Source organism: Motilimonas sp. E26, from assembly GCF_021278025.1.
Lineage (GTDB): Bacteria > Pseudomonadota > Gammaproteobacteria > Enterobacterales > CBDFNC01 > Motilimonas.
The window spans coordinates 32,401-49,887 of record NZ_JAIBHJ010000015.1; the positions used below are offsets into that span (position 1 = coordinate 32,401).

Below are 17,487 nucleotides of genomic sequence, written 5' to 3' on the forward strand. Positions count from 1 at the left end.
ACCAAGCCAACAAACCATCCGGAGACCTCGGCGCCATTATATGAAGGGCATTACGCTTTTACAATGAAGTTTCAACATTTTGCATCACATTCTGTTAAGAAATAGTAACTAGCACTCATTTTTTCATTAACATACCACTTATATAAGCACAACAAAATTGACAAACGAGAGCAAGATCTGTAGAAATGAGCGGCGTTTGTTATTCCAACTCGCATATAAAGAGCAAAGGAGACGTGCTATGGCTGATCAAAAAGCCACTTTACATCTACCGGGCCAAGAGCCTATTGAGCTGCCTATTTTAGAAGCAGCAGCAGGCTACAATGTACTAGACGTACGCGGCTTGGGTAAACATGGTTATTTCACTTTCGATCCCGGTTTTTTAGCAACCGCATCGTGTGAGTCAGAAATTACCTATATTGATGGTGCAAAAGGTGTATTACTGCACCGTGGTTATCCGATTGACCAATTAGCAAAGAAATCTGATTTTCTAGAGGTTTGTTACATACTTCTGAACGGAGAGGTGCCCAACCGTAAAGAATTCGATGATTTTCATCGTGTTGTAATGCACCACACCATGGTTCATGAGCAATTAACAGACTTTTTCTCAGGTTTCCGTCGTGATTCTCATCCAATGGCAATCATGTGTGGTGTTGTAGGTGCATTATCTGCTTTCTACCATGACTCACTTGATATTTCAGATGCTAGACACCGTGAAATTGCGGCTTACCGTTTATTATCAAAAATGCCAACATTAGCAGCGATGAGCTACAAGTACTCTATGGGTCAACCATTTGTGTACCCACGCAATGATCTAAGCTACGCTGGTAACTTCCTGCATATGATGTTTGCCGTTCCTTGTGAAGAGTACGTGGTTAACCCAGTACTTGAAAAAGCAATGGATCGCATCATGATTTTACATGCTGATCACGAGCAAAATGCTTCTACATCAACAGTTCGATTGGCAGGCTCATCGGGGGCAAACCCATTTGCTTGTATCGCAGCGGGTATTGCATCACTTTGGGGCCCCGCTCATGGCGGCGCTAATGAAGCATGCTTAAATATGTTAGAAGAAATTGGTACTGTTGATCGTATTGATGAGTTTGTAGCACGTGCTAAGGACAAAGAAGACCCATTCCGCTTAATGGGCTTTGGTCATCGCGTTTACAAAAACTTTGACCCTCGCGCAACCGTTATGCGTGAAACTTGTCACGAAGTGCTAAAAGAACTAAACATTCAAGATCCACTTTTAGACGTAGCCATGCGTTTAGAGCAGATTGCGCTTGAAGACCCTTACTTCGTAGAGAAGAAACTTTACCCTAACGTTGATTTCTACTCAGGAATTATCTTGAAAGCCATGGGCATTCCGACCTCTATGTTTACTGTAATTTTTGCAGTTTCTCGCACAGTAGGCTGGATCGCACACTGGAATGAAATGCTAAGCCAACCAGGACAAAAAATTGGTCGCCCTCGTCAGCTTTACACGGGTCATACATCTCGTGATTTCAGCTCAATTGACGAACGATAATTAAGTTATTGAAAAGTATTAGACTAATACTAACAAATGCATAAAATAAAAGAGGCTATTCACGGCCTCTTTTTTTATGGGAGAACAAAATGAAAAAACTATACCTTTTAGCACCTGCGCTATTACTCGCAGCATGTGCTAGTCAACCCCTGACTCAAGAAACCCTATTATATGTTAACGCTGAAACCGTAGAATGTACCGGTGTTGCCCCGATGAACTGCTTGCAGGTGAAAACACCAGAAACCCAAGAGTGGCAACTTTTTTACCAAAATATAGAAGGTTTTACTTTCGAACCAGGTTTCCAGTATCAGTTACAAGTGAAAAAAGAAATGGTCGAAAACCCACCAGCGGATGCTTCATCAGTGAAGTACAGTTTGATTAAGGTTATTAGTAAGTTACCAATGAAATAAAGCCCATTATAAAGAAAGAGAAAAATGGGCAGCCAGGTTTGCCCACTTTCTTAATAATAGATAACCAACATCACACCTAGGACCTTGTTAACAACTGATTAACCCGCTCATAATCTTCTGGTGTATCGATGCCTGCCGCAGGCGTTTCCTGAGCTACCGCCACATGAATTTTTTCACCATGCCATAGCACTCGAAGTTGCTCTAACTTTTCAATCTGCTCTAATGGTGATTCACTCATGCCGATATATTTCGTAATGAATCCAGCACGATAAGCATAAATGCCAATATGACGTAGTAAAGGGCAATGCGCATCGACTTGATGCGGAAAATGATCACGCTGCCAAGGCACACTGGCACGGCTGAAATATAATGCGTAACCTTGTTTATCCAGCACCACTTTGACTGCATTAGGATTAAATACTTCATCTGCAGATGCAATACTCGTCGCTAAGGTAGCCATAGGTGCAGCCGTCTGGTTGGCTAAGTTGGCCGCTACTTGTTGTATGATGCTAGCAGGAATAAGGGGCTCATCGCCTTGCACATTTACAATCACTTCGTCAGCGGAAAAGCCGCACAATGCAACCACTTCAGCTAAGCGCTCGGTGCCAGATTGATGATCTGCACGTGTCATACACACTTCACAATCAACCGCATCGGCAATGCGCTGATCATCCGTCGCAACAATTATTCGCGCCGCGCCGCTTTCACGAGCGCGATCAACCACATGTTGCACCATAGGTTTGCCCGCAAGGGAAAGTAGTGGCTTGCCCGGCAGGCGCTCAGACTGATAGCGCGCAGGGATCACCACGACAAAGCTCATGAACTCACCTCATCTAAGCTTAACTCACGTGCTTTCTCTTCAATTAACACCGGGATCCCCTCTGTGATAGGGTACGCCAAACGATCGAACTTACAGATTAACTCTTGCTGCGCCTTGTCAAAATGCAGTTTTCCTTTGCACACAGGGCAAGCAATTATTTCAAATAGATTATGGTCTAACATTTTGATTTATCTCTTTTAATTTCATAATAAAGTGTTCTTTAAATGGCGCAGCGATGAGCGCAGAAACAGGTAAATACCAAGCTTGTTTCAACTCGAAATCACGGCACTTGACTGCGTCTTTTTCGGTCATAAATAATGGATACTGTTGCTCTAAAGCCTGAATTTCTTCTTGCTTAAAAGCGTGGTGATCAGCAAAGGCTCTTTGTTGTACTAGTTCAAAGCCTAACCCTTTTAACGTATTGAAAAAGCGTGGAGGATGACCGATACCGGCGCAAGCATTCACTTTTTTGCCCACCTCAGCAGCATCAAATTCAACCTGGCCAACTACCGATTTAGGCGTACTCGGCTTTAATGACATCGCAAATTCGTTACCTTGTGGATCGGCGCCATTATTAATTACAAAATCGACGCTGTTTAATCTCTTTTTACTTTCTCTTAAAGGACCTGCAGGCAGTAAAAGACCATTACCAAAGCGTCGTTCACCGTCAACCACCACAATTTCAATATCACGTTGTAAAGCATAATGCTGCAGGCCATCATCTGAAATAATCACATTGACATCGCAATGTTCAATTAAATATTGTGCTGATTCAATACGCTTTGGTGACACTACAACCGGACAACCAGTGCGATGATAAATTAATACTGGCTCATCACCTGCTTGCGCACCTGTAGTATGCGTATCAACCAATAGCGGGTAATGAGGAGCGTTGCCTCCATAACCGCGGCTAATGACACCAGGGCGATAACCGAGTTGTGTTAGCCATTCGCATAAACCGATAACCACGGGCGTTTTGCCATTTCCGCCAACACTTATGTTACCGACGACTATCGTCGGCACTCCGACATGAACAGACTTTAGCCAACCTTGACGAAAAGCAAATCGGCGTGTTGCTGCAATTAAACCAAACAGCCAAGACAATGGCCAAAGTAAGCAGGTTATGCCATCTATGCGATACCAGAACTTCATATTACGACGCTGCTGTTTGCATTTTAACTAAGCTGGCATACACCCCATCATGCTCACTTAAGAGTTGATGAGTGCCCTGCTCAATGATCCGCCCTTGATCAACCACCAAAATTTGGTCTGCATTTTCAATGGTAGACAAGCGATGCGCAATCACTATTGAGGTACGATCTTTTTGCAACGCCTCTAACGCGGACTGAATATGGCGCTCAGACTCAGTATCAAGTGCTGAAGTAGCTTCATCTAAAATCAAAATAGGAGCATCACGCAGCAGTGCCCGTGCAATGGCAATACGTTGCCTTTGTCCACCAGACAACATCACGCCATCTTCACCTACTAATGTATCTAAGCCATCAGGAAACTGCTCAATAAACTCCATGGCATGAGCCGTTGTCGCTGCAGCAATTATTTGCTCACGGCTGTAGTTGTCCCCTGTTGCATAAGCGATATTGTTGGCAATAGTGTCATCAAACAAGTGTACTTTTTGCGATACATAGGCCATTTGTGAGCGCAAATTGTCAAGCGGAAAATCATAAATACTCTGTCCATCGATGCTCACGTCACCTTCAATACCGTCGTAAAAACGCGTGATAATGGAAGCGATGGTTGATTTACCTGAGCCTGACCGGCCAACCAAAGCGATACTTTTCCCAGCCTCAACGGTAAAACTAATATTATCCAACGCTGGCTTCTCTTTACCTTGGTAGCGAAATGTCACCTTATCAAAAGCAATTTGCCCTTTTACGCGCGCTATCGGTTTTTTCCCCGTGTCTTTTTCTAATTCACTGTCCAAAATAGCGAACAAGCTGTCACAAGCCGCTAAACCTTTTTGAATTTCATTATTCACTTGAGTAATCGATTTTATTGGCTTCATCAACGCGAACATCGAGCTAATGATCAGAGTAAACGTACCGGGGGTTAAGGTATCCATGACTTGTGGGAAAGTTGCTAAATACAGCACAAATGCTAACGCTATCGAAGCTAAAAACTGGATCACCGGCACACTGATTGCTTGCGCCGATATCATTTTCATATTTTGCCGACGCACCTTGTTACTCACATTGGCAAATTTTTCTTGCTCAAGTGATTGCCCACCAAACATTAACACTTCTTTGTGGCCTTTTAACATTTGCTCCGATGACGTAGTCACTGAGCCCATTGCCGCCTGAATTTGATGACCTAAACCACGAAAACGCTTACTGACTTTATTGATCACAAAGCCCACGACAGGGCCAACCACGAAGAAAATTAACGAGAGTTGCCAGCTTTGGTAAAACATCATCGCAAGCAACGCCACCACCATGGCCCCTTCACGGAAAATACTCACTAGGGAATTACTGGCGGCATTAGCCACTTGGTTACAATCGTAAGTAATTTTCGACAGCAAATCCCCAGTGCTATTTTTATCAAAAAAAGCCACTGGCATTTGCATCAAATGATTAAAAACTGCGCGTTGCAGCTTCATCACGACATGATTACCCACCCAAGCCATACAATAGCTGCTCATAAAAGCCGCCAAGCCGCGCGCGGTAATGATGACTAAAACAAAAATAGGCATAAAAGTGAGTACATCTGGGTTTTTGCCGGTTAACCCTTCATCAAGTAGTGGTTTCAGAGAATATAAAAATGTAGCGTCAACAGCGGCATAGCCTAACATTCCAATCACGCCACCGAGGATCCCGAGTTTCTTATCTTTAACGTATTCAAGTAAGCGTTTGAAGGTGACAAAAGAAGAAGTTGTCGATTGTGTCATAATGGCCACTTATGAAAAAAGAAACATTTTAACCTCTAGGAACAAAAGGTAAAAGCGCTGAGTGATACCAATATGGTGAGATAGCATCACGAAAGCCTTTTATTACCCAGCTTTCACCTTGTGGGGCGATAATTAACATGCCTTGTTTGGCAGTGTTAGCCCCTCGCGCTCCAGCCTTTAAGTAGCGCTGGACAACTTCTTGATGAGGAAACCCCCAAGGGTTATACCTACCAGCGCTATAAACCACCCAACTGGGTATGGTTGCATCAACAAATGCCGCAGAGGAAGAGGTTTTACTACCATGATGCGCAGCGATCACTACATCTGCTTTTATTTGATGCCCTGCCATTTTTATTAGCTGCGCCTCTGCACGGGCTTCAATATCACCTGGGATCAAGATACTAAAATCGCCATTGGTTAAATGCAGTACACATGAATTATTGTTACGAGAACGGCCCACCGCTTTACCCCGCTGGGTGAAAAAGCGCCCGGTAAATGCACCTAAGCTAATTTGTTGGCCTTGCTGGCAATACTGAAATGGCCACTGCGGTTGACTGTGCCAATAACGACTTATTGTTAAGTTCGCCGCTATATCCTGCCAACCGCCGGCATGATCGTTATCTTTATGGCTAACAATAAAGTGTCGTAATTCACTAATATTGTTGGCTTTTAAATAGGGTAATATAACGCTTTTTGCCATACTAAAGCCTGTCGAGGTAGCAAACCCTGTATCAAACAGCAGGTACTCTTGCCGACTTTGCATCAATACACTCAAGCCTTGGCCAACATCAAAAACAACCACTTGCCAGTCTGGCTTGTTGGGAATGAACCATGTTCGTCCTGCAACCAGACTCATAGTCGCAAGCATTATTAGCGCAAGCCGAAAAACAATAGGTGCTCTTCGTTGCCATGCCCAATATAAAAGTGAGCCAATAGCTAAAAACCAAATAGTCCAGCTTATACTTTGCTTATCTAATTCTAGCCAAGCGGTTGGTAAGTAAGTTAACACGAGTACCAACCACTCCAATACCCGATCAACCCAAGATAACAGCCATAGCCCTATTGACGGAGCTAAGAGCAGCAACGCCGTAACTAGCAAGCAGCCTGGCAGTACTAAAATGCTAACAACTGGAATAAACACTAAATTATAAACAGGCGACAAAGCACTAATACCTGAGAAATAAAATACCTGAACTGGCATCAGCAACAGCCAAAGCAATATTTGAAAATACAATAGATAGAGCAACCAGCGCCTACCTGTTGCGGCTTTCTTTTGGCCTAGCTTGATGATCAAGAAAATACCAATCACAGCACTAAACGAAAGCCACAAACTAACACTTAAAATAGCGAGAGGATCCCATAACAATAAGCAAAATAGAACGAGTAACAATGTATCAACAGACGTGACTTTACGATTAAATATAAGGGCAAAAGCTGCAATTAAAAACATCAGTAAAGCGCGCTGTGTCGGTAAACTAAATCCAGCCAGCCAAGCGTAAGTAAAAGCGGCAACAACACCACTTATAATAGACCAACTCGCCAGCTTCACTGGCACAGCAAAGATATAGCTGAGCCCAGTTAAAAAAAGATAAGCCAAGGCGCTGCAAGCCCCCGCAACCAACATGATGTGCAAACCAGAAATCACTAGCAAGTGAGCCAGCCCCATTTTTTGCACTTGCTGCTTTAAGTTATCATCCAGCCCGGTCTTATCGGCAAACACTAATGCCAACAATAACCCTTGCTCAGACATATCTTGAGTTAACGCGCTAATGCGTTCGTATAACAGAGCTCGCCAAGATAAAGTCTCACTGATAAACCCCTGAAATGACTTTACCGAAACCTGATAGCCAATATGTTGGCTAAAGAGATAGGATTGTTTATTAAACGAAGCGAGATTTGCCCTGCCCCAAACAGGTTTTATCTTAGCCTTTAACTTAACTACCTGACCTGCTTTGAAATTCAGCTTAGCGCGATACCATGTTAAGCGAACTTTTTTGGTAAGCAATGGCTGGTAATCATCGATTGTGATTAAGTCTCCTTGATAAAAATAGGGCATTGGAGAGGAATTTAATGAATTTATTCTCACAACTATGGTATGTTCTGCGCCTGAATCAAACTCGTCTGGTAACCAGTTTAATTGCCAATGAGCAACGCAACTAAACCAGACGAGCGCTAAGGGGAAACCGCTTAGCGCGCGCATTTGTTGTTTAGCAAGCAATAGCGCTGCGAAAATAACACTCAATATGCATTGTTGTAACGATAGCAGCTGGGGTAAGAACAGCCCGCATGTTATGCCTGCGACAAAGCAAAAGTACCATCTGCGCATTGGATAAACACCTAACTACAATAAGTAAACTATATGCCAAAAAAGCTGATTAAGCGGTATACGCCCAACCCTGAAACGCTGAAAAATCATAAACACTTGAAAATATTTGGCGATTTACTGCATGACGCGAACTTATGGCATTTAAACAGACGCTCTGCGGCAGGTGCATTTGCTGTTGGTTTATTTATGTGTTGGATCCCGCTGCCATCTCAAATGATAATGGCTGCCGGACTGGCAATCTTATTTCGAGTGAACTTACCCCTATCTGTTGCTTTGGTGTGGATTTCCAACCCTATAACCATGCCACCTATGTTCTATTTTGCTTATCTGATCGGCGCCTATTGCTTGCAACAACCGATTCAGCACTGGCAGTTTGAACTTTCTTGGCAATGGCTAATGGAAATACTTAATACCATCGGCCCAGCATTATTATTAGGTTGTGTCTTGTTGGCAGTGATCAGTGCAGCATTAGGCTATTTGGGAATTCATTGGTTATGGAGGCTATCAGTGATCCGTAACCGATCTCAGCGTAAATCAAGAAAATTCAAAAAATAGCCGTATACTGATAAAGATAAAAATAAAGTCGCTTACAGCGAATTTTTAAGTCTTATTACTGATTCACTTTGATTTATGTGATCTTTATCCTGTTCAACTTAACATATGTAATATTAAGTTCATAAATCTCGACTAGTATTTAGTTCGTAAATTAGGACCAAATAAAAATTGATAATCATTTCTGTTATCATTATATTTGTTCAGCATTATTTTTTCAGCTCATATTGAGCTGATTAATAACAAGATTCTTGCTCCCTATAATAAATTAAGGAAATATTGTGAAAAAGACGCTATTAACCTCAGCTATTCTAGCTGCACTTGCTTCTGGTTCTGTTTCAGCTGCTGAAGTTTACAAAGACGAAACTCACAAAGTTGACGTGTACGGTAAAATCCAAGGCATGTACTACGACTCTAAAGACAAAGGCGAAGAAGGCGATCAGAGCTACTTCCGTCTAGGTGTTAAAGCTAAATCTGCTATCACAGAATCTGCTTACGCTTTTGGTCGCTTTGAAGTTGAATATGCAGCAAACACAAGCGATGACTTAGACGTACGTCTTGGTTACGCTGGCCTAGGTGACAAGCAATTTGGTGCCCTTTCTTACGGTCGCCAATACGGTGCTTACACACTAGTATCTGATTTCACTGACGTGCTATACGAGTTCGGTGGCGATGCTTCTGGTACAGGTACTGATCACTTCGGTACAGGTAAAGCAGACAGCCTACTGAAATACTCGGTTGAATTTGGTGGTGCTACTTTTGAAGCTAACTACCAACTAGATAATACTAAAGAAGAAAAAGAAAGCGGCATTAACGATACCGCAACTTCTTACGGCCTTTCAGCCACATACGGTTTCGATTTTGGTGTTAACATCGGCGCAGCTTACAACAACGGTGAGCGCTTAACTGTTGGTGCTGGTGATGCAGAGATGACAGCTATTGCAATCAACTATGATGCAAACGGCGTTTATGCTGCACTTCTTTACTCTTTCGGTGAAAACTGGGGTAAAAGCGCAACGACTATCAATAACACAGACTTCACAGCATTCGAAGCTGCATTAGGCTATGATTTTGCTAATGGTTTCGGCGTACTTGCAGGCTACAACAAGCAAGAAGCTGAAGCTGGCAACGTATCAACTGATACCGTTGACTACTACACTTTTGGTACTCGCTACCAATACAACAAACAGTTCGCTGTTCTTGCAGAATACAAAGCTGACCAAATCAAAGGCAACGAAGACGTTGTAGCTCTAGCCGCTGTTTACAAGTTCTAATATCTTTTGAACTTACTTAATTAAATAAATCCTGCCTCGGCAGGATTTTTTTTGCCTAAAATAATACACTGCCTAACTTTACCTCAGTTTTACTTGAGCTTATCTCAGCCGCTAAAGAAGATTTTTAGATGAATAGGCGAACGGGGATATCAACTCAGATTAACTGCACCAAACAGCCGGGCAAGAGTATTGCAACAGTCCATCTAAGTGGCTACTTTCTAAGCCCATTTGATACAAAATAGAATGGCGTAAACCAACACTTGGTACACAAGTATTTTGTCAATGTTCTGTTTAAAAATAAGCGTAGAAGCAATAGAAATAAAGCAAAGGTATGCCTTGAGCAGTTGTACTACCAATAACATACCCCACTGCTTGTAAGCGTTATGCATTTAGCATGAATTAGCCGTGCCCTAGTTGCTGGGCAGGTTTTATCTTACTCGCACGCCATGCAGGGTAAAGCGTTGCTAGTAAGCTCATTAACACTGCGATACCGGCAATAACAACCACGTCTAGCGGTTGCACCAAAGACGGCATAAAATCAATAAAGTAAATCTCGCCAGACAACACCTTTTGTCCAGTGAAAGACTCAAAAAACTGGAATATTTCCGTTAGGTTAAGTGCTACAATAACGCCTAAAATTACACCAAACAATGCACCAATCACACCGTTTAACAAGCCTTGCACAATAAAAATATTACGCAGCAAAGCATTACCTGCCCCCATGGTTTGTAAAATAGCAATATCGCCTTTTTTCTCGTTCACAGCCATCACTAAGGTTGACACTATATTGAAACAGGCCACCGCAACCACAAGAAATAAAATGACATACATCAGTACTTTAACCATTTGAATATCTTGATAAACATTTCCTTGGCTAAACACCCAAGGCTTAATGTAAACCAATAAGCCTGAAGCATAAGCCACGCGGCGGGTAATAGACACGGCATCCATTACATCCGTGGTTTTAAAAGCCACACCGTTTACGCCAGCCGTTAATTCATTGCCTGTATTCAAATGAATAAAACCCAAGCTATGGTCAAGTTGACCGCCCATTTCCAGTAGACCGACTAAAGTAAAGGTAAGCCGCCTTGGCGCGGATAACTTGTTATCATTGCTTAAGTTAGGTAGTAACAAGGTAACATTATCATTAACCTGTAAACCCAGTTTATCGGCAATCCCCTTACCCAAAATAAGCTGATAACCCGGCTCAGCTAAGCGCTGCCAGCCATCGCCGGTAACAAACTGTGACATCTGTGTCACCTTATCTTCTAATTCTGGCTCAATAGCGCGTAGTGCTACTCCTTTCATTTCATTGCCTTTTTGTAGCAACCCAGTGACATTTATATAGGGTGCAGCGGCTATCACTTGTCGGTCTTGCTCAACTTGCTTTACTAAGGCAGGCCAATTTGCAAAGGGGCCTTGGGCCGATTCTAACTCACCGTGAGGGATCACCGATAAAATGCGCTCATGTAGCTCACGTTCAAAACCGTTCATCGCTGACACGCCAACGATCAACACAGCTACGCCAAGCATAATGCCCAACAATGACGACAAAGATATAAATGATATAAAACGATTTTTTTGTTTCGCGCGGCTGTAACGAAGGCCAATAAACGCCGATAAAGGTAACACTAAGATGGCTCTCCAACGCTGGCTAAAGAATGAGCACCTTGCAATACGCCATCACGCATATGCAATTGTCGATCTAGCTTATTCGCTAAGCTTAAATCATGAGTGACCACGACAAAGGCCGTGTTTAAGCTCTGGTTTAGCTCTCGGATCAGCTGATAGATATTGTCAGCACTTTGTGCATCCAAATTCCCCGTTGGCTCATCTGCCAATAAAATAGCAGGCTGATTAATTAATGCCCGCGCAATCGCAACCCGCTGACGTTCACCACCAGAAAGCTCGGAAGGGCGATGTTCAATGCGGTGCGCCAACCCTACTTTATCAAGCATGGCAATGGCTTGCTGCTTAGCTTGTTTAACCGGCAGCTTAGCGATCAACAAAGGCATCATGACATTTTCTAATGCGGTAAATTCGCCGAGCAAATGATGGAATTGATACACAAACCCCATCTCTTGATTACGTAACCGCGCTTGTTGTTTGGCAGACATTTGGTGAATGTTACAACCATTAAATAGCACTTCACCGCCACTGACGGAGTCAAGTGCGCCAAGTAAGTGCAACAAAGTACTCTTACCTGAGCCCGAACTGCCTACAATCGCCAGTAATTCACCCGGTTTCACATCCAAATCCACACCATGCAACACTTGCGTTGCCACATCACCATCTTGGTATACCTTGGTGATATTACGACACGTTAACAAAAAATCATTCATATCTAAGAGCCTCTGCGGGTTTAACACGGGCCGCTCGCCAAGCAGGGTAAAAAGTCGCAGCAAAACTTAACAGCATTGCGCCCAAAATAATGTTTACTATTTGCCAACCATTAAACAAAACAGGAAGTTGGCCACCCACTGCTGTGTATAAGTCAAAACCTAAAAATGCCAATAACGGATTGATATAAAGCGCTAATAGCATGCCTATCACAGCGCCAAATAACGCACCTAACACACCACTCCACGCCCCCTGCACCATGAACACGGCAATGATGTTGCTATTACTCATGCCTAAGGTTTTTAATATCGCGACTTCGCCTTCTTTATCTGTTACTAACATTACTGAGGAAGATAAAATATTAAACGCAGCGACGGCCACTATCAGGCATAACAACATACCAATCATGTTTTTTTCCATCTTTATTGCTTGGAAAAACTGGCCATGGCTGGTGCGCCAATCATAGACATAAAGATCTTGCGGCAATGTCAGTTGTTCAAAGCCTTGAATATGAAAGGGGTCATCGAGAAAAAAGCGAATACCTGTAGCTGCACCTTTGGGCAAGCGCATTAAACGAGCCGCATCTGCACCGTGTAAAAATATTTGGTTAGCGTCAGCTTCTGAGCCTAAAGTGAAAATCCCCGCCACAACAAAGTTACGCTGGCTCGGGATCCGTCCTAACGGTGTAAACACTGAGCCTCGGGTAGAAATAATACGCAGCTTGTCATTTAAGCCAATATCCAATTCTTTTGCTAACTCACTGCCTATTAGCACGCTATAACTACCCGCGGTCAAATTATCTAACCGACCTAAATTAATCGCCTGCTTTAAAGTATTTGGTGCCCATTGCTCTGGGAAAATCCCTTGGATCTCAACTGCACGTAACTGTTTAGGGGTTTGCACCATGGCTTCAGCGTTGACCATGGCCGATACACCTTCAACATTAGCAATATCACCAATATCGCGCATCACACTTTGCCAATCAGGCAACAATTGCGCTTGATTGGTGATCACCACGTGAGGGATAGCGCCTAGTACGCGCTTTTTTTGTTTCTCTTCAAAGCCATTCATCACGGACAAAACCAAGATCAACGACATCACCCCGAGCAAGATGCCACCCGTTGAAAACAAGGATACAAACGAAACAAATCCATTGCTGCGTTTAGCTTTGGTATAGCGAAGCCCAATAAAGAGGCTGAGTGGATAAAACATAAGTGTCTATTCAATAGCTTGCGAAAGCACAAAGATAAAGGATAATAAAGGGAATACAGGTTAAGACACAAGGGCAATCTTTTAATGGACACAGAATCCTATTTTAGCGTGACGCATCCCCTAACGGTGAACATTGAGCCCTTGGCAAAAAATGACACAGTGCCCAATGCCGATGAATTGGTGCGCCACATGCCCGCCTCTTTTCAAATTGCCAGTGAAATTGCGCAGGTAGATGCAAACTCGTTGCGCTTTCTCAACCAACTGGGCGAGCAAACCCAAGACTTAGTAAACTACCTCAGCCTACAATCAAAAAAAATAAACATGCTACTTTGTCACATGATGGCACAAGAAGATGAGATTCAGTATCGCCATCATACCCTTGCCTTTGGTGGCGGCGGTATTCGTTATCTACATTCTCAAGCTATGGAAGTTGGCCAATTCGCCAGCTTAAAAATATTTTTAGTCGATGAAGCCGCTGCCGTTTTTTGCTATGGTCAGGTCAGCCAGTGCCAGGCTGTCGAACAAGGCTATGAAATAGAGATGCATTTTGCCAGTATTCGTGAAACCGATCGCGACGTATTAATCAAAGCCAGTCTGCACATTCAATCGAAACAATTAAAACGACGCGCGGAGCTGCGCCAGGAACAAAACTAAGACATGACAGTCTCTTCGTTACTTACTCTTCCCGCATTAAAAAAAGCGGGCGACAAACAATTTTTGGGCCAACTTTCTGGATCTAGCTTGGCATTAGGCGTAGCCGAATTTGCCCTGCAGCATCAAGGCATGGTGCTATTATTGGTGGCCGATACACCCAGTGCCCTTAGATTAGAGCAAGAAGTCACCTTCTTCTTACAAGGTAAAAAACCAGTACTGAGTTTACCGGACTGGGAAACCTTACCTTACGATAGTTTTTCACCCCATCAAGACATTATTTCAACGCGCCTTACTACCTTGTATCGCTTACCGCAAGTGACCACTGGCGTGTTAATCGTCCCTGTGGCGACCTTACTACTACGCTGTGCCCCTGCCAGCTATTTAACCCAACATAGTTTGTTACTTAATACCGGTGAACAACGAACGATTCAAAGCTTACGGCAACAACTTGAGCAAGCGGGTTATTATCAAGTGGAACAGGTGATGGAGCACGGTGAATACAGCGCTCGTGGTGCAGTATTTGATCTGTTCCCAATGGGCAGCACCCACCCGTATCGCTTAGACTATTTTGATGACGAAATTGAGTCGATCAAAGAATTTGATCCTGAAACACAGCGAAGCACACAAACTGTCAAGTCCATAGAGCTGTTACCAGCACGAGAATTTCCCACCGACAAAGCAGCTATTGAGCGTTTTCGCAGCCAATATCGTGAGCGTTTTAATGCCAGTCGTGAAGCGCAATCCGTTTACCAACAAGTCAGTAAAGGCACCTTCCCCGCGGGTATTGAATACTATTTGCCGCTCTTTTTCGAGCAAACGGCCTGCTTATTTGATTACTTGCCCGATACCACGGCCATTGCAGTGGTCGGCGACATTCAACAAGCCGCGACCCACTTTTTAGACGATGTAGAGCAGCGCTACGAAAACCGCCGCCACGACATCCAGCGACCTTTACTGCCCCCTCATGAGCTGTACTTGCGTATTGAAGAATGCTTTAGCCAGTTAAAGCAGTTTCCTCGCTTACATTTTAGTGAAGCAACACTGGATACCGAAAAAGCCGGTTACTTCAACGCGGGCACGCAAAGCCTGCCCACTATCGCGGTAAGTCACAATCAACCGCAACCACTTGCCGCCCTTACCGACTTTTTAGCGGATTTTGATGGCAAGATACTCTTTTGCGTAGAGTCTCAAGGGCGCCGTGAAACCTTACTGAGCTTACTTGATAAAGTAAAACTCAAACCGAAACAATTTCAGCAATTAGTTGACTTTACCCAGTCTGAAGCACGTTTAGGCCTGATCGTTGGCGACGTTAGTCGAAGCTTTGTTCTTCCATCCGCTAATATTGCCTTTATTTGTGAAACGGAACTACTTGGCGATCGCGTGGTACAACGCCGCCGTAAAGACAGCAAAAAAACCGTTAACACCGACGCGCTAATCCGCAACCTTGCCGAATTGGCTATTGGCCAAGCGGTAGTACATTTAGATCATGGTATTGGCCGATATCAAGGGCTCCAGACCCTCGATATCGGCGGCATGGAAACCGAGTACCTCACTTTAGAATATGCGGGTGGCGATAAATTATATGTCCCGGTAACGGCCTTACACTTAATCAGTCGCTACAGCGGCGGTGATGATGAAACCGCTCATATTCATAAACTTGGTGGTGAAACATGGAGTAAGGCGAAACGCCGCGCAGCGGAAAAAGTACGTGATGTCGCAGCCGAATTACTCAATGTTTACGCTAATCGCGAAGTCAAGCCTGGCCATATCTTCGCCATTGATAAAGAACAATACGCCAGCTTTGCCGCGGCATTCCCATTTGAAGAAACCGATGACCAAATAAGCGCGATTAATGCAGTACTGAGTGACATGTCGCAAAACAAAGCCATGGATCGCTTGGTGTGTGGTGATGTTGGCTTTGGTAAAACCGAAGTGGCCATGCGCGCCGCTTTCGTAGCAGTTAACGCTGGCAAGCAGGTCGCAGTGCTGGTACCGACTACCTTACTAGCGCAACAACATTATGAAAACTTTAAAGATCGCTTTGCTGACTGGCCAGTAGAAGTGGAAGTGATGTCGCGCTTTAAAACCGCCAAGGAACAAAAAGAAGTATTGGTGCGATTAAAAGAAGGTAAAGTCGATATCTTGATCGGCACCCATAAACTACTTGGCGCCGATATCGAGTTTATTGACTTGGGCTTGCTTATCGTCGATGAGGAACATCGCTTTGGCGTACGTCAAAAAGAAAAAATCAAGGCGCTGCGGGCCAACATTGACATTCTCACTCTAACAGCCACACCTATCCCTCGAACCTTGAATATGGCGATGAGTGGCATGAGAGATTTATCGATTATCGCCACACCACCAGCGAAACGCCTTGCCGTTAAAACCTTTGTACGCCAACGTGAAGATGCGCTAATCAAAGAAGCGATTACCCGTGAGATCATGCGCGGTGGCCAGGTCTATTTTTTACATAACGCCGTGGATACCATTGAAAAAACCGCTGCAGATTTAGCCGAGCTTGTCCCAGAGGCAAGGATCATCGTTGGTCATGGCCAAATGCGTGAGCGCGAACTGGAAAAAGTCATGTCTGATTTTTATCATCAGCGTTACAACATTCTGGTCTGTACCACCATTATCGAAACAGGCATTGATGTACCGACGGCGAACACCATGATCATTGATCGCGCCGATAATCTAGGTTTGGCACAGTTACATCAATTAAGAGGGCGTGTTGGCCGTTCACATCACCAAGCTTATGCCTACTTATTAGCGCCCCATAAAAAGCTCATGAGTAAAGATGCGAAAAAGCGTTTAGAGGCCATCGCGTCTTTGGAAGCCCTTGGTGCCGGCTTTACACTTGCCACTCACGACTTAGAAATACGTGGCGCTGGGGAACTACTGGGTGATGACCAAAGTGGTCAAATTCACTCTATTGGCTTTAGCTTGTACATGGAAATGCTCGAACAAGCCGTTAACGCGCTGCGCGAAGGCAAAGAGCCGGATTTAACGCAATTGCTTAATCAACAAACAGAGATTGAGCTACGTATACCAGCGTTATTACCTGATGACTATATTGGCGACGTCAACATGCGTTTGTCACTTTATAAACGCATTGCCAGTTGCACGAATAAAGATGAGCTAGATGATTTACAAATTGAACTCATTGACCGTTTTGGTCTATTACCTGAGCCAAGCAAACATTTACTGAAAGTAGCTGAATTTAAGTTAGCCGCATCAGCCATTGGCATAAAAAAAATCGAAGCTCATGCAGCAGGCGGCTACATAGAATTTGCAGAAAAAACTAAGGTAAATCCGGCATATCTGGTATCTTTACTGCAAAATCAACCGAAAATTTATCGCATGGAAGGGCCAACACGCCTGCGTTTTGCCATTCCGGCTCAAGAGCGAAGCGATAGAATTAAACTGGTGCAAACTATGTTGACTGCACTGACAGAAAACACCTTATAAAGGA

14 protein-coding genes are annotated in these 17,487 nt (G+C 43.8%); 6 read left to right on the forward strand and 8 right to left on the reverse strand.

The window, feature by feature from the left end; genetic code table 11:
• Positions 1–238: 238 nt before the first annotated feature.
• Both K1M91_RS13280 and K1M91_RS13285 read left to right on the forward strand, forming a co-directional pair.
• A complete protein-coding gene (locus K1M91_RS13280; protein WP_232802523.1) occupies positions 239–1,525 on the forward strand; it encodes a citrate synthase in 1,287 nt (428 codons plus the stop codon).
• An 89-nt stretch (positions 1,526–1,614) separates the two neighbouring features.
• Positions 1,615–1,935, forward strand: coding sequence for a DUF4377 domain-containing protein (locus K1M91_RS13285; protein ID WP_232802524.1), 321 nt, complete (start codon positions 1,615–1,617; stop codon positions 1,933–1,935).
• Positions 1,936–2,011: 76 nt separating this feature from the next.
• On the opposite strand, the gene kdsB is transcribed toward K1M91_RS13285, so the two are convergent.
• From kdsB to K1M91_RS13310, 5 genes are read right to left on the reverse strand one after another with little or no spacing between them, the layout of a single operon-like run.
• Positions 2,012–2,755, reverse strand: a complete 744-nt coding sequence (kdsB, locus tag K1M91_RS13290; protein ID WP_232802525.1) for a 3-deoxy-manno-octulosonate cytidylyltransferase — start codon at positions 2,753–2,755, stop codon at positions 2,012–2,014.
• Positions 2,752–2,937 (reverse strand): Trm112 family protein, encoded by a 186-nt coding sequence (locus tag K1M91_RS13295; RefSeq protein ID WP_232802526.1) that lies wholly within the window; start codon positions 2,935–2,937, stop codon positions 2,752–2,754. The genes kdsB and K1M91_RS13295 overlap by 4 nt, the downstream gene beginning before the upstream one ends.
• Positions 2,924–3,907 (reverse strand): tetraacyldisaccharide 4'-kinase, encoded by a 984-nt coding sequence (gene lpxK, locus K1M91_RS13300; protein WP_232802527.1) that lies wholly within the window; start codon positions 3,905–3,907, stop codon positions 2,924–2,926. The genes K1M91_RS13295 and lpxK overlap by 14 nt, the downstream gene beginning before the upstream one ends.
• A 1-nt stretch (position 3,908) precedes the next feature.
• On the reverse strand, positions 3,909–5,657 hold the full coding sequence (msbA, locus tag K1M91_RS13305; RefSeq protein ID WP_232802528.1) for a lipid A ABC transporter ATP-binding protein/permease MsbA: 1,749 nt from the start codon (positions 5,655–5,657) through the stop codon (positions 3,909–3,911).
• 28 nt (positions 5,658–5,685) lie between these two features.
• Entirely contained in the window at positions 5,686–7,983 is a 2,298-nt protein-coding gene (locus tag K1M91_RS13310; protein WP_232802529.1) for a DNA internalization-related competence protein ComEC/Rec2, read from the reverse strand.
• 33 nt (positions 7,984–8,016) lie between these two features.
• Here K1M91_RS13310 and K1M91_RS13315 point away from each other — a divergent pair, with 33 nt between their 5' ends.
• Both K1M91_RS13315 and K1M91_RS13320 read left to right on the forward strand, forming a co-directional pair.
• The gene (locus tag K1M91_RS13315) at positions 8,017–8,538 is read left to right on the forward strand and encodes a DUF2062 domain-containing protein (RefSeq protein ID WP_232802530.1); all 522 of its coding nucleotides are present in this window, start codon (positions 8,017–8,019) and stop codon (positions 8,536–8,538) included.
• A gap of 278 nt (positions 8,539–8,816) precedes the next feature.
• Positions 8,817–9,809: a porin gene (locus K1M91_RS13320; RefSeq protein WP_232802531.1), complete on the forward strand. Its 993-nt coding sequence runs from the start codon at positions 8,817–8,819 to the stop codon at positions 9,807–9,809.
• Between the two features lie 399 nt (positions 9,810–10,208).
• Here the strand turns inward: K1M91_RS13320 and lolE are convergent, their stop codons facing one another.
• Genes lolE through K1M91_RS13335 form a run of 3 tightly spaced genes read right to left on the reverse strand, consistent with a single transcriptional unit; the run spans position 10,209 to position 13,361 of the window.
• Positions 10,209–11,441 carry a lipoprotein-releasing ABC transporter permease subunit LolE gene (lolE, locus tag K1M91_RS13325; protein ID WP_232802532.1) on the reverse strand — a complete coding sequence of 411 codons (1,233 nt, stop codon included), beginning with the start codon at positions 11,439–11,441 and terminating at the stop codon, positions 10,209–10,211.
• Entirely contained in the window at positions 11,441–12,151 is a 711-nt protein-coding gene (lolD, locus tag K1M91_RS13330; RefSeq protein WP_232802533.1) for a lipoprotein-releasing ABC transporter ATP-binding protein LolD, read from the reverse strand. Before lolD ends, lolE begins: the two co-directional genes overlap by 1 nt.
• On the reverse strand, positions 12,144–13,361 hold the full coding sequence (locus K1M91_RS13335; protein ID WP_232802534.1) for a lipoprotein-releasing ABC transporter permease subunit: 1,218 nt from the start codon (positions 13,359–13,361) through the stop codon (positions 12,144–12,146). Before K1M91_RS13335 ends, lolD begins: the two co-directional genes overlap by 8 nt.
• Positions 13,362–13,445: 84 nt before the next feature.
• Here K1M91_RS13335 and K1M91_RS13340 point away from each other — a divergent pair, with 84 nt between their 5' ends.
• Entirely contained in the window at positions 13,446–14,015 is a 570-nt protein-coding gene (locus K1M91_RS13340) for a PilZ domain-containing protein (RefSeq protein WP_232802535.1), read from the forward strand.
• Between the two features lie 3 nt (positions 14,016–14,018).
• The gene (mfd, locus tag K1M91_RS13345; protein ID WP_232802536.1) at positions 14,019–17,483 is read left to right on the forward strand and encodes a transcription-repair coupling factor; all 3,465 of its coding nucleotides are present in this window, start codon (positions 14,019–14,021) and stop codon (positions 17,481–17,483) included.
• The last annotated feature ends 4 nt before the right edge of the window (positions 17,484–17,487 follow it).